Genomic DNA, 19,115 nt, shown 5'->3' with positions numbered 1-19,115 from the left:
TGTTTGTGTTTGGAAATCAGCCAGTAGCGCCGGTTTACGAGTCAATACACCCAAGGAAATCCAGTTGATGTGTGTGATACAGTAATTCGGCGGCAGCGACCTGTTCCCGCCGGCGTGCCAGCCAGGCATCGAGGTTCTCGAAGTCGCTACCGGTCATCTCACCGACCGCATCTTCGATTGTATCGAGAATGTACCGGAGAAAGTAGGCTTCGTCAGCCGGGTAACTCCCGTCGATAGGCCGGACGATCCAGTCTGACCCGGCCACCGCCGAGAGCGTCGCGCCATCAAGTCGCTGGAGCCGGGCAAGCACGTTGCCGCCGGCGCGGCTGTCCCCGCCCTGTTTTGCGTCCATGTGGTCGTGATAGTGGGCCTCGATTGCCCGGTCGGCGGGATGGCCGGGCTGGAAGCGCGTTGCGCCGTCGAACGTGATCGGGAAGTAGTACAGACCACCGGGTGCGAGCGGTTCGAGTAGCGTCTTTAGCTCCTTACGGTCGAGAATGTCGAGCAGGGCGGCCCCGATGAGGAGGTCGTACTCCCTGTCAGCGGCTTCGGCGTATGCCACCGCTTCGGCCTGGACCGTCTCAATCCGAATCCGTCGGTTTTCGCCTTCTAGAACGAGTGGACTGTCTCCCACCGACATCTGCCGGTCGGCAGCCCAGTCACGGAGATAGTCGGGCAGGCGGGACAGGTTCCCCGCCTGGATATCGACCGCTGTGTAGCGGATATCTCCCGCAGGCAGCACGTCCCACTCGACGAAGCGAGCGAGCATCGTGCCGATGCCGGCCCCGATTTCAAGAAGACGTAACGGCCCGTCGCTGTCGGCTGCCCGGGTCGCCAACTGCTCGCGGAGCGTTTCGATCAGCCGGCGGTCCAGCGCGCGGTCGTCGACAGTTTGCTTGGCCCGCAGATACCGCTGGAACGACCCCGTCACGCCGGCACCTCCGCGGGCTGTGCGATGTCGGACAGCAGGCCGCGGACACGCGCCACTGTCATCTCCCAGTCTGGATGCGCCTCATAGCTCCGTCTCGCGGCCCACCCCATCTCGGCCAGTCGGTCCCGGTCAGTAGCGAACCGCTCCAGTCCGCGGGCGACGGCTGCCGAATCGTCGGGGTCGATGAGTTTCCCCGTTTCGCCGTCAGTTACGATGTCGGGTGCTCCGCCTGCGCGAGTGGCTATCGCCGGGAGGCCGAAGCTCATTCCCTCTAAATAGACGATGCCGAACCCCTCGTATCGGGACGGCACTGCGAGGACGTGGCTCGACCGGAGCCTGCTCGCCAACTCAGCATCCGGGAGTCGCCCCGTGAACTGTACACGGTCATCCAGACCGCGTTCGCGGACGCGGTTCCGGACCGCAGTAACATGGGCCGCGTCGACAGGGCGACCAACGACGCTGAGTTCGATGTCGGCATCCGCCTTGGCCACACCGTCGACGAGCGTATCCAGTCCCTTTCGAGGCGTGACGTTCCCGATGAAAACGACTTGTAGCGGCTCGGTAGTGGCACGTTGCTCAACCGTCGACCGGTCGACTTCTGGGGCGAACCGGTCCCCGGCCGGCGGCGCAACGACGGTGTTGTTGGCGTTGACGCCTAAGTCGGTCACGACGCCTCGGGTCGTGGTACTGTTACAGACGACGCCCTGGACAGTCCCAAGATAGCGTTGCTCGACTGCCCGGTACAGCGGCGCGAGTCGCCGCGGCTCACTCGCCCGCAGGTGATGGACGATGCTGACGATCGGGTACGGGAGGGCACGGTTCGTGCGGACGAGCGACGGATGGGCGAGTTCGTCCTGCAACATGACATCGACTTCCACGTCCAGTCGCCGGCGGAGCTTGCGCGAGCCGTTATCGAGGAGTCCTCTGTGGTAGTCACGCCAGGGGAGCTGGATACATTCGACGGTGTCTCCGGCGTCTCGAAGTCCCTCGACAAGTTTTCTATCGTACCGAAATCCGCCCGACTGCTCGTCGAGGCTTCCGTACAGCGTCAGGCCGACCCTCATACGGCGGCGTCGTAACTTGCAGCGGCTTCGTCGTCCTCCCAAATGGTGACTGACAGTTCGGTGACTGTCTCGTCGGTGACGTGCTCCATGACACGCTCGAAGATGACCCGGGCAAATCGTTCGACGCTGGGGTTGTGCCCCTCGAACTCCCGGAGATCGTTGAGCATCGTATCCCGGTACCGGTCAGCGAGTGACGACAGGGCTGTGTCGGCATCGTCGATGTCGACGATGTAATCGAACTCGTTGAGTTCGGGGCCCCGGAAACACAGCTCAACGCTGTAGCGGTGTGAGTGTGGGTCACCTTCTGGGCCCGGGTTTGGGACAGTGAGGTAGTGCTGTGCCACGAACTCGGTCCGCACTGTCGTCGCGTACATGCCTGCACAAACGGTCGGGCCAAACCTAAATTGCGGGTGTCAGCCGTACGTCAACACGACCTGAACTGCGTCGTCTGGCCGGTTCTCCAAGAGTTGATACGCTTCGGCCGCACGTTCGATGTCGATCTCGTGCGTTAGCAGCGCTGAGAGGTTGGTGTCACTCAGCCATGACCGAACAACGTCCAGTCGGCGGTCCTTGTCCCAGCGGTCCGCGTGGTCCGGGTCGATGCGGCTCACCTGACTGCTGCGAAGTCGGATGTGACTTCGATGAAAGTGGTGGCCGAGGTCCAGTGACACGCCCTTCGAGCCGTACCACGACCCAACGATGACCTGGCCTGCATAGCCAGTGGCATCGATTGCCCTGTCGAGTGCGGGTGGGTTCCCCGAGAGTTCGAAGGTGATGTCGGCATCGGCGTCGCCGAGATTCCCGGGGGAGACAGAGCGGTCTGCCCCAAGCGCTTCCGAGAGCTGGCGGCGGCCTGCACAGGGGTCGACTGTCACGAGCGACGCCAGCGGAAACTCGGCTAGGAGCCCGGTCGTCAGTAGCCCGACCGGGCCCTGGCCGAAGACGACCACCCGAGCGCCGATACGCGGCCTGGCGTCCATCACGAAGTTGACCGCCGCCTCGACATTCGGGATGAATACTGCCTGTTCCGGTGGTAATGTCGTGGGGATGAGCGACGACGGTTCGGCGAGAAAGTGGCTTTCGTGTGGGTTGAACGCGAACACGCGCCGGTCCAGCCAGCCGTCGTCAACCGTTTCCCCGACAGCGGTGACACAGCCGACCGCGGCGTAGCCGTACTGCAGGGGATACGAGAATGTGCCGTCGAGGGCGTCGATCGTCTCGTCAGTCGTGAGTTCCGAATCGACCTCACCGCGGTACACCAACAGCTCTGTTCCGGGACTGATGCCCGACAATTCTGTCCGGACACGGACCTCTGTGGGACCTGGTTCTGGCACTGTCTCTTCGTCGACCCTGACTGATTCCGAGCCAGTAAAGTACAGCGCTTTGGCGGGCATTATACTGGCTCCTGGCGGCGTGAGCGTGAACCGGTGCCGATGGTTTGGTGCGACCCAACTCGAACGCGGCGACGGCTCCGGGGATGCACGTCTTCAACCCAGGCTTTCTCGGACTAAAAGGTATCTCAGCAAGAATTATAAGTATCCAAGTGAGTCGAGTCGGTCTCTGTCACTCGCAGCACCGTAGACACGCGAAACCGGGAGCGGCTCGGGTGGCGTCAGTTCGGGCTCGCGCTGTCCGTGATTGACGCCGGTCGTCTCAGCCCACGGCACGGCCAGTAGCGCCGGGACTGGCGTGTGCATCGGATGGCCGTACAGCCCCCACTCCCCGAAAAGATTGCCGTGGTCGGCGGTGACGGCGATTCGGCCATCGACGTTTTCGGCGAGTGCTTTGACTTCCCGAAGGACGTACCGCAGGTTTGCTTTGTAGGCGTCCCAGACGCGCTCTGGCGAGACTTCGCCACGGCGGAGCGCGACCCACGGATTTGCCGTGTTACTGTGGCTTCCGGTGCGGGTAAGGCCGCCGTCGTCGGCGAGCGGGTCGGGGACAAACGGGTGGTGTGGCTGCATGTAATGGACGACCAGCCGTTTGGGGGCCAGACGCCGAGTTTGTGCGATGGCCCGGTCTGTGATAGCCGCGGCCGGGACGGTGTTCAAATCCTCGTCCCACGCGTACTTCCAGACTTCGTCCAGCGCGGCGAAGGCATCGGCATCGAGATACCGGTCTGTCCACGTGTTGCCGGTGACCATGACGGTGTGGGCTGTTTCAGGATGATCGAGGAACGTGTTTTCGAGCCACTCCGAGGACGAACTCCCGACCGAGCGGACCGTCGAGACGGAATCGAACAACTCGATATCGGGGGCAACCGTCCGTAGTAGGTCCGCTCGACAGGCGTCGAGGACGACGAGTACGTCCCACTCGCGCTCGTAGACGTTCGTTCCGTACGGAATCCGCCGGCCCAGCGCCTGCAACGCGCGCAGGTACGCCGTCCCCAGCCGGCTCATCCCCGGTTCTGTCACGTCTGGCATTCGGCGGCGGCGACTAAAACCCCACTGGCGATATGATATATATGTGAGGAGTCCTCTATCGGAGTGTGCATTGTCTGTTCGTCGGTGCGGGCAGTATCGCGGCAGAGTACGCGGCCGACCTGGCAGACAGCCCGCTCTCGCTGGTGGGCGTCTGTGACCTCGAAGCGGACCGGGCGAAGGCACTCGCCACGGAACACGATTGTCCGGCGTTTACCGACCTCGACACCGCGCTCACCGCCGTCGACGCCCCGCTGGTGGTGAACCTGACGAACCACGCCGCCCACGCACCGGTGACCCGAACGGCACTCGAAGCAGGGCGACACGTGTACTCGCAGAAGCCGTTGGCACTGGAAGAGGCGGCCGCCGCCGATTTGCTTGCGCTGGCCCGAGACCGGAATCTGGCGCTTGGTTGTGCCCCGGGCACGCCCCAGGGGCCGTCACAGCGTCGTGCTGGACGACTGCTCGCCGACGGTCGCATGGGTCCCGTCCAGCTAGGATACGCCCACGCTCACGTCGGCCGCGTGACCGATTGGCACGACCGGCCCGATTCGTTTCTCTCTATCGGGCCGCTCTACGACGGCGGTGTCTATCCGCTCGCGCTGCTGATCTCGTGGTTCGGCCCCGTCGAATCTGTCCAGTCCGCAACTGCACTCGATAGCTGGCCCGAGCGGGAGGCAAAACGGCCGTCCGTCCCGAGTCACGTCGAGGCGACGCTCGCGTTTGACGGCGGTCTGACCGTGCGGCTAACCGCGAGTTTCTATGCGCCACACCGGAGTCGCGAGTTCTACGGGCTCGAACTCCACGGCGACGACGGCTCGCTATATCTCCGCGGGACTGGCGCAACGGACGACAGCCCCTCAGCCGTTCAGTACGGTCGCGTCGGCCGCGAATACATCGATGCGCCTGCCCAGCACCCCACACAACCGTATCGCTATCTCGACCCGGTGGAGTCGCTTGCGGCCAGTGTCAATCGTGGTTCTCCGTCGCGGAAGACGGGCCGCCGTGGCGCTCATATCGTCGCGGTCTGTAACGCGATCGAGACTACTGCGGAGACGGGTGGGCCGGAGCCCGTGTCAGACTACGGCGTGGCGGCCGCCCCTCAGCCAGCGCCGAATGTCGCCCCGAACAGAGACCAGAACAGTTGCCAAGAGCAAGCGATTCGGCTCCCGATCGTCGGGTTTGGCTGTTCCCGCTACCGCAACGGAACGTACGTCGACCGCGGGGACTCCATTGCGGCGGCCCTCGATGCCGGCTACCGACTGCTCGACAGCGCCGAACTGTACGGTAATGAACACCGTATCGGCCGCATCCTTGCTGCTCCGGGCGCGCCAGACCGGCGTCGGGTGTTCCTGCTCGGGAAAGTCTGGCGCACGAACCACCGTCAGGAGCACATGCTGACGGCCTGTCGGGGCAGCCTCGACGAGTTAGGCATCGACGCGTTCGACTGCTACGCGTTACACTGGCCGGAGGCGTGGGCTCACCAAGGGCCCTTAGATCGACTGGCCGAGAAACCAATCGAACGTCAGGAGGCGTTGACCTTCCCCGAGGGCGACGCGGGCGACATCCAGACGGACTCGGTCTCGCTCCAGCGCGCTTGGGAGAATATGGAAACCCTCCACGAGCGGGGCTGGGCGCGCACGCTCGGGCTCTGTAACGTCTCGCAGCTGCAACTGGAGATGGTCATCGAGACGGGGACCGTCAGGCCGGCACTCGTCCAGGTCGAGCGCCACCCGTACCAGCCACGGACTGACCTCGTCGAGTACTGTCACGAGCGAGGCATTAGGGTCGTCGCACACTCGCCGCTGTCGGCTCCCGGATTGCTTGACGAACCAGTTCTGGCGGATGTCGCGGAGGCGTTTGACTTATCACCAGCTGGAGCGGTGCTGGCGTGGAACGCCACACAGGGCGTCGTTCCAATTCCGTCCAGTACGACACCGTCTCATATCGTCGAGAACATAGACGCCGCTGGACAGCGACTTGACGCCGAGGCCTGTACCAGAACCACCGGGCTTCAACGGCCGGATTTCGAGCGATGAGCGACACATTTGGCAGTGTTGTTATATGACCGAAACCCGAATCAAACCCATGGCCGCGACGGAGACACAGGGACCTTCACTTGACGTAGCTTCGCTAGACAGCCGACACTGGCTCGGTGTCTTCGCGGCACTGGTCACGGCCGCGATACACCTCCTGCTCGGTGTCAGGCTAGCCCCGTCCGGTATAGGTATCAGCTTTATCCTCGCGGGGCTGGGGTTTCTCGGCGCTATTGTGCTGGTTATCCTAGGTATTCGCCGCGGACTCATCTACGCCGTCGGTGTCCCGTTCACGCTCGTCCAGATACTGCTGTGGTACTACGTCAATTTCGCCACCGGGCCGAAATCGTTCCCGGCTGATGTTGGAACACTGGGGGCAGTCGACAAGGCCGCACAGCTTGTCCTGCTGGCGGTCCTCGTTGCGCTGCTGCGATGAGCTGTGCTACTGTGGCGGCGGATGAATGCCGGCCGGGAGGTGTCGATGGCCGAGAAACACGGTGACAGCGGGGTCCCTGTCGAACTTTCGGTTGTCGGCGGGTTCATTATCGCTGCCATTGTCGGCGTGCTGTTTCCTGCAGACACGATGACACATTGGATGTTCCACCCGGCGGTCGTCGCAGGGTGTTGCTGGGCCGGACAGCTCTGGTACGTCGGCCGAAAGCTCAGTGTCACGCCGGCCGCCGGTAACCCCTGGCGCTACACCTTCGGGATCGCGAACACGGTGACGCTACTTCGCGGTGGGCTTTATGCTGTCGTCGCTGGCTTTCTTGTGGTGCCGGCGACGACCGATCTCGTCTGGGTTCCGGCGGCCTGCTACGGCGCTGGCGTCGTGCTGGATAAGATTGATGGCTTCGTTGCCCGAACCGTCGGTGAGCAAACCCAATTGGGCACGCGGTTGGACATAGCTTTCGACACTTTCGGGTTCGTGGTCGCACCGCTTGTCGCAGTCCTTTGGGGTCAGCTTCCCGCCTTGTACCTCTCACTGTCGGCTGCTCGCTACGTCTACGTCGGCGGTATTCGCTGGCGGCGATACCAAAACCGGCCCGTCTTTGAGCGGCCTGACAGCGACCTCGGGAAGTATCTCGCCGGCGTCCAGATGGTGTTCATTACTGCCGCACTCGTCCCTACGGCGCCGACAGAACTGGTCTTCACGCTCACACCGGTCGTCATCGCCCCGTCGCTGGCGGTGTTCCTCCGGGACTTCCTCGTTGCCAGCGGTCGCCTTCCCCGCGAGTGGTTCGACCGGCAGCGTTGATACGTCTCTGTCCCTACCCTTCTGTATGCTCTTCGCGACACACCTGCTCGTGGCCGCGCTTCTGGGACGGGTGTCGCGGTTGTCGCCGCTGTGGCTTGTGGTCGGGACCGCAGTGCCGGACGTAGTGGACAAGCCGCTAGCAACGGTCGGTGTCACCTCTCTCTATCATTCAATTGGTCACTCTGCGCTACTCGTCATCGTGGCGCTCCCGCTGGCTCTCTCAGGCCGGACCGGCTTGTCGGTGGCAGCTGGCTGGGTATTACATCTCCTCCTCGACACTGTCCACGTCGTTCTCAACGGCCGCGCCGGCGACGCAGTCTTTCTGTTTTGGCCTGTTGTCATTCCGGCGGACCCACTGTCGCTCTCACCAGGGTCGTTCTTCGTGTACTACCTCTGGAGTCCGTCGTTCTTCCTCGAAGTCGCGCTCTGGTTCACTACCGCGGGCCTAGTCGTCAGACACGTTACACGAGGAGGCCGTGTTAGCTTGTGGGACCGGGTCGATTGAGCGTCTTCGTTGCTTTGGTAACTCCAACACAGTTTACAGCCCCTGAAACGCTGCTGCATGGAGATGGTGGACACTATCGGACTGAGTCAGCATCTGCCAACACAACAAAGCAACTGAGAGTTCCTCGGCCGGCGGCAGCCCGTCTACCGCAGTTACCGTCAAACACGGCTGACCGCCCGCCTACGCCTTTGGTTAGGCCGCATTGCGTTCGGCCTTGACCTGCTCGACGTACGCTTCGACGACGTTTTGGATGATCACTTCTCCGGCCTCGGAGGTTGCTGCTTCCGGGTCGCCGAGGACACCGTTTTCGGTAATTGATTTGAATCCTTCACTTAGCAACCGAGCTGGCGAAATATCGCCTTCTGGCCCGGGTTCGATATCCTCTGTCCTGACGAGTCCCTCGTCGATGGCCAGTACAATCGCTGTCTCGGCGGCCCCGGCGTGGATAACATCCTGCTCGTATTCGACACCGGCTTCGCTGAGTCCCTCATTCAGCAACTGCATATGTTCGTCGAGGTCAGCGAGCGGGATCACTGTGGCTTCGAGTTCACGTGCGATATCCGGTGCCACGGTTGTGACCGGCCCGAAATTCCCACCGTGAGTCGGGACAAGCACGATGTGTTCAAAGCCGTGGGCATCGAGTGACTTGCAGTACGACCGGATGACATCCATCAATGTCTCGGGTGAAACGGTTATTGTCCCGGGGAACTCCATGTGATGCCCCGAACATCCCGGGCGAATTGTGGGGGCGGCAAGCGCATCTCCCAATCTGGACGCCATTCGACGCGCGAGCGCATCCCCGTCGAGCGTATCCATATTCAGTGGCAGATGTGGGCCGTGTTGTTCGATCGAACCGACCGCTACGACCACGGTCTGTGTTCCGTTTTCGATGGCGGATTCAATTTCTGGCCATGCCAGTTCCTCAAGACACACTGACCTGCGAGAAGACATTGCTGTCAATTATCTGTTTTGTAATAAATACCTGCTGAAACCTGAACACGATTACCCATCAGTCGGCAGCGGGTCCGCTGGTAGCTCGCTTTTTATGCTGAGTATCTTCTCTCCGGTTGATTGAGTCCGATGCCGTTGTCGGTTTTGCGTACCGACTGTGATGGCCTCGCACCTGAAGAGAACGAGCTGGAGGCAGTAACTGGAACTGACTTTCCCCGGACGATTCCCTCGCTGTTAGCCTTCGACACAGTCAGTGCAACGACTAGCACCGGGAAGCGAGGACTGACCACACTCTGTGCACGCATCGAGGCCCGCGCTTGGCTTCTCCTGTGGGACAGGTATCGTGTCCAGTGCTTTTCGCAATCGCTTCTTCATGTAACACCATATGCGGCCCTATATTTTAATATTTGGGGAGAATATCTGATTGAAGGGGCAACTAGACACATAGCTGGCCATAGTCTTGGATGAATGTACTGCTACATTACTCTATATATGTGTTATTAAACAAAATTTGTCTAGTCTGGCGACGATACACTTTGTACCCGTACTGATGGACGGATGACGTGAAGTCAGACCGTCTTGCCAACTTTCGTGGCCGTCCCAATGTCTGAGACGATGAATTTAGTTTCTTCGGGCGTCGTTTCTACGTCGCCCTCCCAGCCATGCCCAGAAACGATTCGCTCTACGATCAAGAGGCCAAGACCGACTCGATTCTGGCCAAAAGAGCCACCAAACACCGACTCTGCTATCGGTTCTGGCAGTTCAGGTCCGTCATTACTGACCTCAAATCCGGTCTCCGTGCTCCGGACCGTGACTGTCACATCCTCGCCACAGTGCTCTTTGACATTGCGGAACAGATTCTCGAATAGTTGCTGGAGACGCGATCTATCAGCCATAATCGTACGACTGTCAGAGACAGTCAATGTGGCGTTCGGCGGCGAAACGATATCCCATGCGTCACGTGCAATCGCCGCGATATCGACCGGCTCTCGCTCTCCGACATCTGCACCGTCGCGGGCCAAAGAAAGTGTATTTGTGATGAGTGTCTCAATCCGGTCTAGAGAATCAAGCACTGTCTGTAAGTGCGTCGCAACTGAGTCCGGCACAGATTCCAAGGCATATTCTGTGTATCCGATCGCAGCCGTCAGTGGGTTCCGAATATCGTGTGCAAGCACTCCAGCGAACTCGTTAAGTCGCTCATTTTGCGCTTCGACAGTCTGGTAGTGTTTGTGCCGCTCTATTTCGTAGCTGATCCACTGCGTTAATAACTCGACGAACTGCTGTTCTTGCTCTCCAAAGTCGCGCTTTCGAGGGCTGTCGTCAGAGTAACAAAGCGTTCCATATGTTTCACCGTCGACCAGTATTGGTGAGCCGATATAGCACTGCAACCCGGTAGCCTCTGCAGCGATATCATCAGCATATTCCGAAGCGTCTGCATCGGATACAATCAGCATCTCGCGGTCGTTGACAACGTGTCGACACCACGTTTCGTCAAGATTGTGGACTGTCCCGGCCGCGTAGTCTCCCGTCTCAATTGTCGATCCAACAACATTGTACTCTCCTTCAGCCGTGTATGAGAGCACTCCATAAGCTAGCCCCAGCCGATCACGTCCGATTGTTATCGCCTGCTCGATTTTTTCATCCAGTGACAATGAGCGATCTGCGCCGAGTTCATACAGGTCTCGAAAGTAATCGTCAGCACCCGTTGCCATAGCCATTTGATTACATATGTCACTCAGTTATCTTCATGGTTTTCAACGCTGAACCCGCCTCGCTCCATGACGCCCCAGCTATCTACCCCGCGGAAATACTCGAGGAGGCCCTGCCAGGCCACGATCGTCTTCCACTGTCGGTAACCGAAGTTTTCCAGCACGCCGTACCACAGTAGTCGTCCTATCTGTCGTGGGTCTTCGTATCGGTTGAAACTCCAGACTTCGCTGAACACGCCGAACCATGACAGGAATATCCCAAACCCAGTCGTCAGCAAAAAGAAAACAATGAAAAATTCGATACTCAACACCCCAAAGTACCACGCAAGCGGGAGAATAATATATCCTAACCCTTCGATAAGTGGGCCAAACATCTCCGCTGCGACAAAGAACGGAAAAATGACTGTTCCAACGCGGCCGTACGATGGGTTGAATAGCATTCCTCTGTTCGTGACAACCGTCTCAACCATTCCACGGAACCAGCGACGGCGTTGGCGGCCGAGCACGCGTCTACTGCTTGGGACTTCTGTCCAGGCGACCGGCTCGGGCACAAAATCAACAGTGTATTCCCGATCTTCATCGGTCAGATACCGGTGGAGGCGAACGATGATGTCGAAGTCTTCTGTAATCGTGTCATGGCGGTAGCCACCGATCTCCCGGACAACGTCGGTTCGAAAGAGACCGAACGCACCTGAGATGAGAATTAATCCGTTAAGTCGATTGAGTCCGAGTCGGCCGGAGTAGAACGCACGGAGATACTCCATTACCTGTAGTCCTGGGAGCCCAGTCTTCGGAAGATTCACGTCTTTGACGAGGCCATCTCTGACGCTACATTCGTTTGCCACTCTGATGACGCCGCCCGTCGCAACCGTCGTCCCCGGCCGCTTGAGAAACGGTTTGACGATCTGCAATAATGCATCCCTGTCAATAAGCGTATCCGAATCGACTGCACAGAACAACGACATCTCTGTCAGCCAGATCCCAGCATTAAGTGCGTCACTCTTACCACCGTTTACTTTGTCAACAACCAATAGCTCTTCATATCGGGTTGACCGGTATGTCCCGTGTATCGCTTCGCTGGGCACTTCGAATGGCACCTCTGCCTCGATTTCTTCGAGTTCAAACCGTTCGATCAACTTCTTGAGTGTTGCATCAGTTGACCCATCGTTGACGACGACAACCTCGAGTTCTGGGTAGTTCAGCGACAGCATCGACTGGACACTCTCTTCAATCGTCGCTGCCTCGTTGTAGGCTGGAACGACAAGCGCAATCCCTGGATAGAACGGGCTTGCAAACCGCCTGAACGGCTCATCCCAGTTTGCTTCACGCACGTCGTCGCGCAACTCGAACAGAGCCAGAATATGCAGACAGAGATAATAGCTGTTTACTACGAGATAGTAGGCAAGAATGAACAGCCCAATTGCGCCAAACACTGTGACGGCCAGATGAGTCGTTGAATGCATTCGTTATCCCTGGGTGGCCCCGGTGTGGCCCCGGGCGACACTATCGTATGATGCGTGTTCACTGCTCCATTCCCAGGCAGCGCCGAGAATGGCCGGGCCACTACGACCGATTTGATCCTGTCGCTGGACTAGTGCGTTCGTTCCACGAACTAACGCACGTGGGTCTTCTTCGGAAACAAGCGCATAGAGAAGGATTGTCACAGCCTCTTGATCACCCCATGAACCCAACATCTCGTAGACCGCACCTCGAACACGCGGTGAGGAATCAGCCGTGGCCCGGGACAGAAACCGTGAATCCCGAAGCTCCGGCCGCCAGCCAAAACTGCCAAGCGCACTTGCTGCGGCCGCTCGTACACCCTCATCATCACCCTCTAAATTGGATGTCAACCACGACACATCTGCTGTGCGAATGCCTGTCCCGAGTTGTCCGTGAACGAGTAATACCTGCGCCAACAGTGCATCTGACCATGCCTCGTACCGGTTTGCTGCAAGTGCAAACATCGCATCGGGGGCCTCCCGGGCAAGCCGATACAACGTGTCTTGCCCGAAGACACTGAATTCCGTTGTCGCCCCATCTAGCAGCAACTCGACGCCCGCTGCGGGGGTATCCAGCTGTCCGGTCTGAAAGAGAAGGCGCGCAACAGCCGCTCGCTCGGCCTGTGTCGTTGGCTCGTAAGATGCCGCATAATACGGATCTGGATCATCTAGTCTGATGAGCCACGTTAACGCCTGTAATCGAACGAATGTATGGCCACGTTCTAAATCAGCACGAGCCTCATCTGGGATGCCCAACGCGACACCGAGTTGCTTGAGTGAGTCGGCTTCGCTCCCGTCCAGTTCACGGAGATACTCTGCTAGAAGTTCCGTCGCGACGCTCTGCTCTGTCTTCGATAGAGTGGGGACCCACTCATCCCACTTCGGTTCTGGTGCAAAGGCTCTGCTCAGTAGCTCGTTTTGCACGTCCGATCGGACCTGACTCCGCTGTGTGGCCTTGAGATACCGGTAGCTCGACAGCCCCATTGTGAGTGCAAGCGAGACTACGAGCCCGATTCCAACGAGAAGCCCCAGAACAGAGAGGATGACACTGATCGGTACGGAATACTCACCTACTGCCACGGCACCCTGCATCACCGGCACTCCTGCTCACGCCGTCGCATATCGTCGAACCCGAGCTAGCAGCTCTTGCGCACGAAACGGCTTGGTGACATAATCATCCGCGCCGGAGTCAAACCCTTCCAGTACATGTTCTTCCTGTCCACGAGATGTAAGCATCACAATTGGTAAGTCCGAACGCACCGCCAACTCACCGCCCCGGATCATCCGTACTAGTCGAGTCCCGTCAAGACGCGGCATCATCACATCACAAATAGCCAGCGCTGGTTCATACTCCGTATCAAGCAGATCGGCCGCAGCCTGACCATCCTCACAAACGCGGACAGTGTAGCCTGCACTCTCCAATCGATGGGTGAGTAACTGACGAAGGGTTTCATCATCATCGACTATGAGTATTTCATCACCCATTTGTTATTGCCACTACTGTTTGCAGGGTGAAAAGTCCGTCTAATAATCTACAGTGACTAGCAGTCGCTAACCGTTAAAGAGCAATATACTTATCAGATATAGAATCATACGGCGTCCATGGATCGCCGCCGGTTTCTCGCGTCTGTCGGTGTGACTGGGGCCGCTGGTGTTGCAGGGTGTTTAAGTGGAGACAGTAATCAACCGATATTTCAGGTCCGTCGGAAAGGGTTTGAGCGACTCACCGACGACGGGTATGAACCGGTGACCGTTAGTGGGCTGAATATTGGCATGGCAAAGCCCGGCTACTTCCCGGGGTCGGCAGCCATTACGCGTGATGAATACGACCGCTGGATAGCGGATATCGGCGCTATCGCCAACGTGATACGAACATATACGATTCATCCCCCCGAGTTCTATCACGCTCTTGCAGCGTACAACGCGGATGCAACCGATCCGCTGTACCTACTGCAGGGAACGTGGGTACCACACGAGCCATTGGTCACAGCGGGCGATGCAACCAGCATCTCAGACACAGTCGATCAGGAGCTACAGCGTACCGTGGACGTTGTCCACGGTGACGCGACTCTTCCAGACAGAGCCGGGCACGCTGGTGGTGTCTACGATGCTGACGTTCACGAGTGGCTTCTGGGGTACTTATTCGGCATCGAGTGGCCACCATCCGCCGTCGAGGCAACGAATCAAGCCATCGACGCTGGGACGTACAGCGGGTCGTACGTACAGAGTGATGGAAGTGCCTTCGAGCGGTGGCTTGCGGAGCGGTTAGACGGCGCTGTCGCACACGAGACCACCAACCATGACTGGCAAACCCCTGTCGGGTTCGTCAACTGGGTGACGACTGATCCGCTAGAGCATCCGTATGAGCCATTTGTAGACGAAGATTCGGTCACGATTGACCCGGATACTGTCACCACAACTGACGAGTTCGATCCGGGCACGTTTGCGGCATACCACGTCTATCCGTATTATCCCGACCTGCTCAATGAAACACCGGACTACGTCGACTTTATCGACCACCGTGGTGAGCCCAATAGCTATGCCGGCTACCTCAATGATCTGGTCAGTGTGACATCCCATCCCCTCCTCATCGCTGAGTTTGGAGTGCCGAGTTCACGGGGTATCGCACACCGTGACGTACATGGGCGTCATCAGGGCCAACATACTGAGCAGTCCCAGGGCGAGATCGTCGCGGCGATGTATGAGGACATCGTCAGGGCAGGCACCGCAGGCGGCGTTGCGTTCGCATGGCAAGACGAGTGGTTCAAGCGGACATGGAATCTTGATGCCCGCTCGGTCCCCGGCCGCCGTCCGTACTGGTCAAACATCGAAACTCCCGAACAACGATTCGGATTATTGGCGTTTGAGCCGGAGAATTCGGTTTCCCTGTCCGGCAACAGCTCAGACTGGGACGACGCCACCGTCATCAAACCGCAAACAACAGCCGACGTTCCAGCCGATCACCAACTCGAGGAGCTCCGAATCTCACACAGTTTAGAAGGATTAGAGATGCGAGTAACGCTCGGTGACGTAGCCGACCCGATGGACTGGAGTCGAGTGAATATCATTCTGACAGTCGGACTACGTGGGGAAGAGACGCCTCTCCCACTCAATACGGATGCGACAGCCGCTGCTGACTTTGTCGTTCACCTGAGTGGGCCAGCGACATCTCGCCTGCTGGTCCAGTCGTCGTTCGACGCGTTCGCCCGCGAACTCGGCTCTCAGGCGGGCTTACCAGTGCAGGAATATCGTGACGGAACGGCGGGGTTCGTTCCCGTACGCGAGCCTATCAATCGTGGATACACCGTCCCAGCGACTGACGATGCCGTTCCATTTGAGGCAGTCGAAACGGGCCAGCTCACCTACGGCAACGGGAACCCATCATTGCCCAATTACAATTCGCTCACGGATGTCCACGTCAGTCCGGCAGACCGAACAGTCGAGATGCGACTGCCTTGGGTTCTACTCAACGTTGCTGATCCGTCGACCAAACAGCGAATCGCATCGGACTGGTCCGACGGTCTTGAAAAAACGCCTTTCGAGACAATAACAGTTAGTGCCGCAACGTATCGTCCGACAACAGACGGACAACAGGCACAGACTATCGATGGTACAACTAATCTCATAGACGCCCTCCCCGGACGCAACGGTACGACAGTGGACACAGCCACGTACAGCTGGGAACAGTGGAACCAGCCATCGTATACCGAGCGATTAAAACAATCATATGACGTTTTGCAGAACTCGTGGAAGTAGCTTGCTGTGAAACCCCCGCGCTCGTGCCCACATGGCGACTCGTTCATTTCCACGTCAGCGTCAACTACAGCATGGTCAGCACAGGGCTAAAAAAGACACACGATCACTGCTGTCCGACAGCGCGGCCTGACCGTTCCTGGACTTTCAGTGCCCACACGTTAGGATTCTCCTGCAGTTCGTACTCAGAGAGAAGGTTTGACTGGTACGCGTTATCAGCGAGTGACTCACGTGCGCTGTCCCATTCGTCTATTTCGATGCGTTTGAGCGGTCCGGCGACAATCACACTCCGCCATGCACCATCTTGACCAATATCGAAGGTGGTAAAACTCGCTACGTCGGCCTGCTCCGCATACGTCTCCTTTCGGAGCTCGGTGGTCGCGCCCAGAAACATGAAGTACAACGTGTCCTCTCCATCGTACCCGAAAGATAGCGGCACGCCGTACGGCACTCCCTCAGCGGCCATCGACAGCACACCAACACCCCTCTCGGTTAGCACCTCATCAATAACGGAATCTTCCAACTCTGCGCCCAATAATGGTTGGTAATCTGAACTCATAGTCAAAATATGTTCTTGATACTGAATTAAACCCGGAGACGATTCTCGGGTACTCGGAATGCGACTCTTAATTAACGAACCCGGGAAAGCGCAGGAGCACAGACCACCAATTCAACAGCTAACAAGCGACAGCAATCCCTGTCGTCTGCTACCTGAGTACGAGACTTTGTTACCTGTCAGTCCGAAGGGGAGGTATGGCGATCGATCCACTGACAAACGATGACGTCCTGGCAGTCCTCAAAGACTGCGAGGCGACGGCGGTTCCGACAGCACACATCTCTGCACGCCTTGCGGCCCCGAAACCGTATGTCACGACACATCTCCAGCAACTCGCCCTGAAGGGGCTAGTCGGGTTCAACACACACAGAGGCGTTCGCCGCTGGCGGCTCACGAACGCTGCGAGGGCAGCTAGTGAGTAAGGCACAGTATGTCGTCTGGTCACGCATGCTTCACAGAACGCTGGGCGAAGAACTGACGATTACGCGTCGGCACGAATATCTCGGTCAACGGCGTTCGTCGCAAGCGTGTCAAAGCAGTCCCGGGCATCGTCTGTCAGCTGGTATCGCTCGTGGACATCGTCTGGTTCTCTCCCACGCCCACTTGCCAGCCCAACGACGTGAGCGATTTTTTCATAGTTCTCTCTGACGAGCGAACCGACGAGATCGGGGAGCCCGGCGCGGTCGGCGAGTTCTTCGGCAGCTGCCCGCCCCGCGTACACCTGCTTTGTCGGCCTATCGACCAGCACCATCGCAAACGGTGGCTCGTCGAACTGCGCCGTCAGAAACGACTGGGCCGACTCATCGTACCACGAAATCGCGCCGATATCGTCAACCTGTTCGAGGGCTTTCGCAGCTACCGAGCAGTACGGGCACTCGCCGTCGTAGATGAGCACGGAGCTAAAACGGGCCATACGCCAACTAGGGGTTCTCGCCGCATATATCGTTGGATTGGGAGGGGCGTACGTATGGTCAGTGGCCAGTTCGGACAGCGACTGGTCTGCCTATCGTGTGTTCAACTGTCTCCTGCATGAGCCGAAGTTGTGTGCCGATTCGTGTTCTGTTGCTTGGCGCAGTCGGCTGTGCAATCAGTTCGTTCATACGTCACTAGCTATCACCATAGAATAATGCCCTCCCCCGGACGGATTCTCCATACAGAGGATAGCCGTCGGACGGAACTACTCGGCACTATCGTCTCGAATTCGCTTCCGATCGTCGGTGTTGCGTTTCTCGACTGGAGTGCGGCTGCATTGCTGTTTCTCTATTGGTTTGAGCTTGGCGTCGACTCGGTCTGGGCACTCGTCCGGGCAGTGTTCGCCGGTCGCCCGCCGGAGATCGAAACTGGAACCTTGCTTATCGGACCGCTGGCACAACGGCAGTTCTCTCTCGCTATCCCGCGAACCGATCTGCGAGTCTATTTCACGACCCTGCTCGTGCTCCCGGTTACTGTTCTCATCCTGGTGGTCGTCTGGTTGTTTACTGGGGCCTTGCTGATCGGCCCGTTGCCGGAACCCGGCACGGAGACGGTAACTGGTGTGCTGCTGGCAACTGTCGGGATTTTCCTTCTGACGGGCGTCACTACGGTACGGAAGTACTTCTACAACGGGGAGTATCGGAAACATAACTCGACGACGGCGTTTCGTGGCCTGTTACCTCGGATATGCACCGTCTTTTTCGGCGGCATACTCACTTTGACACTGATAACAGCAGCTACGGAGGGGCCTGAAGCGGAACTCGGCAGTCTTGACCCGACTGTCGTCGGACTCCCACTGTTACTCATGGTCGTCTGTCTCAAATTCACGTCTGATCTCTTGGGCGTCTATAGCGACCGTCTTGCCGTCTATTTCAAGTTGTACGATCAGGAATACGGCTGGCAAACGGCCCCGCCGAAGGCACGAACTATCGACAGGACGCTCACCGATGCACCTGAGCGGGTTCGTCCGGTTCGTTGGGGACGGGTCATCGGCGGCCTCCTCAGATTTCCATCTCACCCAGGCAGCCTGTTTATCGGTGGTATGGGGCTGCTTGTTGCGGTCCTGTTTGCAATCGGCAGTGCCTGGGATATCGTCGCCGTGATCGTTGTCGCAAGCGTTAGCATCCCGGTTTTCCTGCTATGTCTCGACCAGCTATTGCGATACGGAACGATCGAATACCGAATCGACGCTGACGCTGGTGTGCTCGTCGCATATGACCGTCTGTTTGGCACGGCACTCTGGCGCGTCGAGTCGTGGGAGGAACGCAGCCTCCGCGTTGAGAAGACACCGCTTGATTCACTGCTCGGAACGGAGACGGTTACTATCGAACACGCTGAAGGCGAGTATATACTGCCACATTTGCCTGATACCGCCTCAGTCGTCGCGGCGTTTGACCGACAACCCGAGCGGTCAGACCAGATAACCCCCGGTCGGACTGGGGTACTCGGGTAAGTCGTTTGAGT

At 58.7% G+C, this 19,115-nt stretch carries 19 protein-coding genes; 7 read left to right on the top strand and 12 right to left on the bottom strand.

The window, feature by feature from the left end; translation table 11 throughout:
* Positions 1 to 34: 34 nt before the first annotated feature.
* From C443_RS01765 to C443_RS01745, 5 genes are all read right to left on the bottom strand, one after another.
* Positions 35 to 931: a hypothetical protein gene (locus C443_RS01765; protein ID WP_005533215.1), complete on the bottom strand. Its 897-nt coding sequence runs from the start codon at positions 929 to 931 to the stop codon at positions 35 to 37.
* Entirely contained in the window at positions 928 to 1,995 is a 1,068-nt protein-coding gene (locus C443_RS01760) for a glycosyltransferase family 4 protein (protein WP_005533213.1), read from the bottom strand. Before C443_RS01760 ends, C443_RS01765 begins: the two co-directional genes overlap by 4 nt.
* Positions 1,992 to 2,369, bottom strand: coding sequence for a 6-pyruvoyl trahydropterin synthase family protein (locus tag C443_RS01755; RefSeq protein WP_005533212.1), 378 nt, complete (start codon positions 2,367 to 2,369; stop codon positions 1,992 to 1,994). Before C443_RS01755 ends, C443_RS01760 begins: the two co-directional genes overlap by 4 nt.
* 39 nt (positions 2,370 to 2,408) lie before the next feature.
* Positions 2,409 to 3,389 (bottom strand): zinc-binding alcohol dehydrogenase, encoded by a 981-nt coding sequence (locus C443_RS01750; RefSeq protein WP_005533210.1) that lies wholly within the window; start codon positions 3,387 to 3,389, stop codon positions 2,409 to 2,411.
* Positions 3,390 to 3,524: 135 nt separating this feature from the next.
* Positions 3,525 to 4,394: a hypothetical protein gene (locus tag C443_RS01745; RefSeq protein ID WP_049943843.1), complete on the bottom strand. Its 870-nt coding sequence runs from the start codon at positions 4,392 to 4,394 to the stop codon at positions 3,525 to 3,527.
* An 89-nt stretch (positions 4,395 to 4,483) separates the two neighbouring features.
* Between C443_RS01745 and C443_RS01740 the strand changes: the two genes are divergently transcribed.
* The 4 genes from C443_RS01740 to C443_RS01725 are packed head-to-tail and all read left to right on the top strand — an operon-like array spanning position 4,484 to position 8,211.
* A complete protein-coding gene (locus C443_RS01740; RefSeq protein ID WP_005533206.1) occupies positions 4,484 to 6,454 on the top strand; it encodes an aldo/keto reductase in 1,971 nt (656 codons plus the stop codon).
* 49 nt (positions 6,455 to 6,503) lie between these two features.
* On the top strand, positions 6,504 to 6,887 hold the full coding sequence (locus tag C443_RS01735) for a DUF7475 family protein (protein WP_049943821.1): 384 nt from the start codon (positions 6,504 to 6,506) through the stop codon (positions 6,885 to 6,887).
* A gap of 45 nt (positions 6,888 to 6,932) precedes the next feature.
* Complete coding sequence (locus tag C443_RS01730; RefSeq protein WP_049943842.1) at positions 6,933 to 7,706, top strand: CDP-alcohol phosphatidyltransferase family protein; 774 nt, start codon at positions 6,933 to 6,935, stop codon at positions 7,704 to 7,706.
* Positions 7,707 to 7,731: 25 nt separating this feature from the next.
* Positions 7,732 to 8,211, top strand: a complete 480-nt coding sequence (locus C443_RS01725; RefSeq protein ID WP_005533199.1) for a hypothetical protein — start codon at positions 7,732 to 7,734, stop codon at positions 8,209 to 8,211.
* A 192-nt stretch (positions 8,212 to 8,403) separates the two neighbouring features.
* Here the strand turns inward: C443_RS01725 and C443_RS01720 are convergent, their stop codons facing one another.
* The 5 genes from C443_RS01720 to C443_RS01700 all read right to left on the bottom strand — a co-directional run bounded on the left by C443_RS01720 (position 8,404) and on the right by C443_RS01700 (position 13,855).
* A complete protein-coding gene (locus tag C443_RS01720) occupies positions 8,404 to 9,162 on the bottom strand; it encodes a creatininase family protein (protein ID WP_049943820.1) in 759 nt (252 codons plus the stop codon).
* A gap of 569 nt (positions 9,163 to 9,731) precedes the next feature.
* Positions 9,732 to 10,874 (bottom strand): GAF domain-containing sensor histidine kinase, encoded by a 1,143-nt coding sequence (locus C443_RS01715; RefSeq protein ID WP_005533195.1) that lies wholly within the window; start codon positions 10,872 to 10,874, stop codon positions 9,732 to 9,734.
* A 23-nt stretch (positions 10,875 to 10,897) separates the two neighbouring features.
* Positions 10,898 to 12,214 carry a glycosyltransferase family 2 protein gene (locus C443_RS01710; protein WP_311241329.1) on the bottom strand — a complete coding sequence of 439 codons (1,317 nt, stop codon included), beginning with the start codon at positions 12,212 to 12,214 and terminating at the stop codon, positions 10,898 to 10,900.
* A gap of 123 nt (positions 12,215 to 12,337) precedes the next feature.
* Positions 12,338 to 13,462, bottom strand: a complete 1,125-nt coding sequence (locus C443_RS01705; RefSeq protein ID WP_005533191.1) for a HEAT repeat domain-containing protein — start codon at positions 13,460 to 13,462, stop codon at positions 12,338 to 12,340.
* Between the two features lie 15 nt (positions 13,463 to 13,477).
* Entirely contained in the window at positions 13,478 to 13,855 is a 378-nt protein-coding gene (locus tag C443_RS01700) for a response regulator transcription factor (RefSeq protein ID WP_005533189.1), read from the bottom strand.
* Positions 13,856 to 13,972: 117 nt separating this feature from the next.
* On the opposite strand from C443_RS01700, the gene C443_RS01695 reads away from it, so the two are divergent.
* Entirely contained in the window at positions 13,973 to 16,126 is a 2,154-nt protein-coding gene (locus C443_RS01695) for a hypothetical protein (protein WP_049943819.1), read from the top strand.
* Between the two features lie 103 nt (positions 16,127 to 16,229).
* Here the strand turns inward: C443_RS01695 and C443_RS01690 are convergent, their stop codons facing one another.
* On the bottom strand, positions 16,230 to 16,682 hold the full coding sequence (locus C443_RS01690; RefSeq protein ID WP_005533185.1) for a pyridoxamine 5'-phosphate oxidase family protein: 453 nt from the start codon (positions 16,680 to 16,682) through the stop codon (positions 16,230 to 16,232).
* Between the two features lie 194 nt (positions 16,683 to 16,876).
* Here C443_RS01690 and C443_RS01685 point away from each other — a divergent pair, with 194 nt between their 5' ends.
* The gene (locus tag C443_RS01685; RefSeq protein WP_005533184.1) at positions 16,877 to 17,101 is read left to right on the top strand and encodes a hypothetical protein; all 225 of its coding nucleotides are present in this window, start codon (positions 16,877 to 16,879) and stop codon (positions 17,099 to 17,101) included.
* 59 nt (positions 17,102 to 17,160) lie between these two features.
* Here the strand turns inward: C443_RS01685 and C443_RS01680 are convergent, their stop codons facing one another.
* Positions 17,161 to 17,592, bottom strand: a complete 432-nt coding sequence (locus C443_RS01680; RefSeq protein ID WP_005533181.1) for a DCC1-like thiol-disulfide oxidoreductase family protein — start codon at positions 17,590 to 17,592, stop codon at positions 17,161 to 17,163.
* Between the two features lie 213 nt (positions 17,593 to 17,805).
* Here C443_RS01680 and C443_RS01675 point away from each other — a divergent pair, with 213 nt between their 5' ends.
* Complete coding sequence (locus C443_RS01675) at positions 17,806 to 19,104, top strand: DUF6498-containing protein (RefSeq protein WP_005533180.1); 1,299 nt, start codon at positions 17,806 to 17,808, stop codon at positions 19,102 to 19,104.
* Positions 19,105 to 19,115: the final 11 nt, after the last annotated feature.

The organism is Haloarcula argentinensis DSM 12282 (assembly GCA_000336895.1).
GTDB classification, from domain to species: Archaea; Halobacteriota; Halobacteria; order Halobacteriales; family Haloarculaceae; genus Haloarcula; species Haloarcula argentinensis.
The sequence above is the reverse complement of the archived record's forward strand: the minus strand, read 5'-3'. Positions and strand labels throughout refer to the sequence as shown.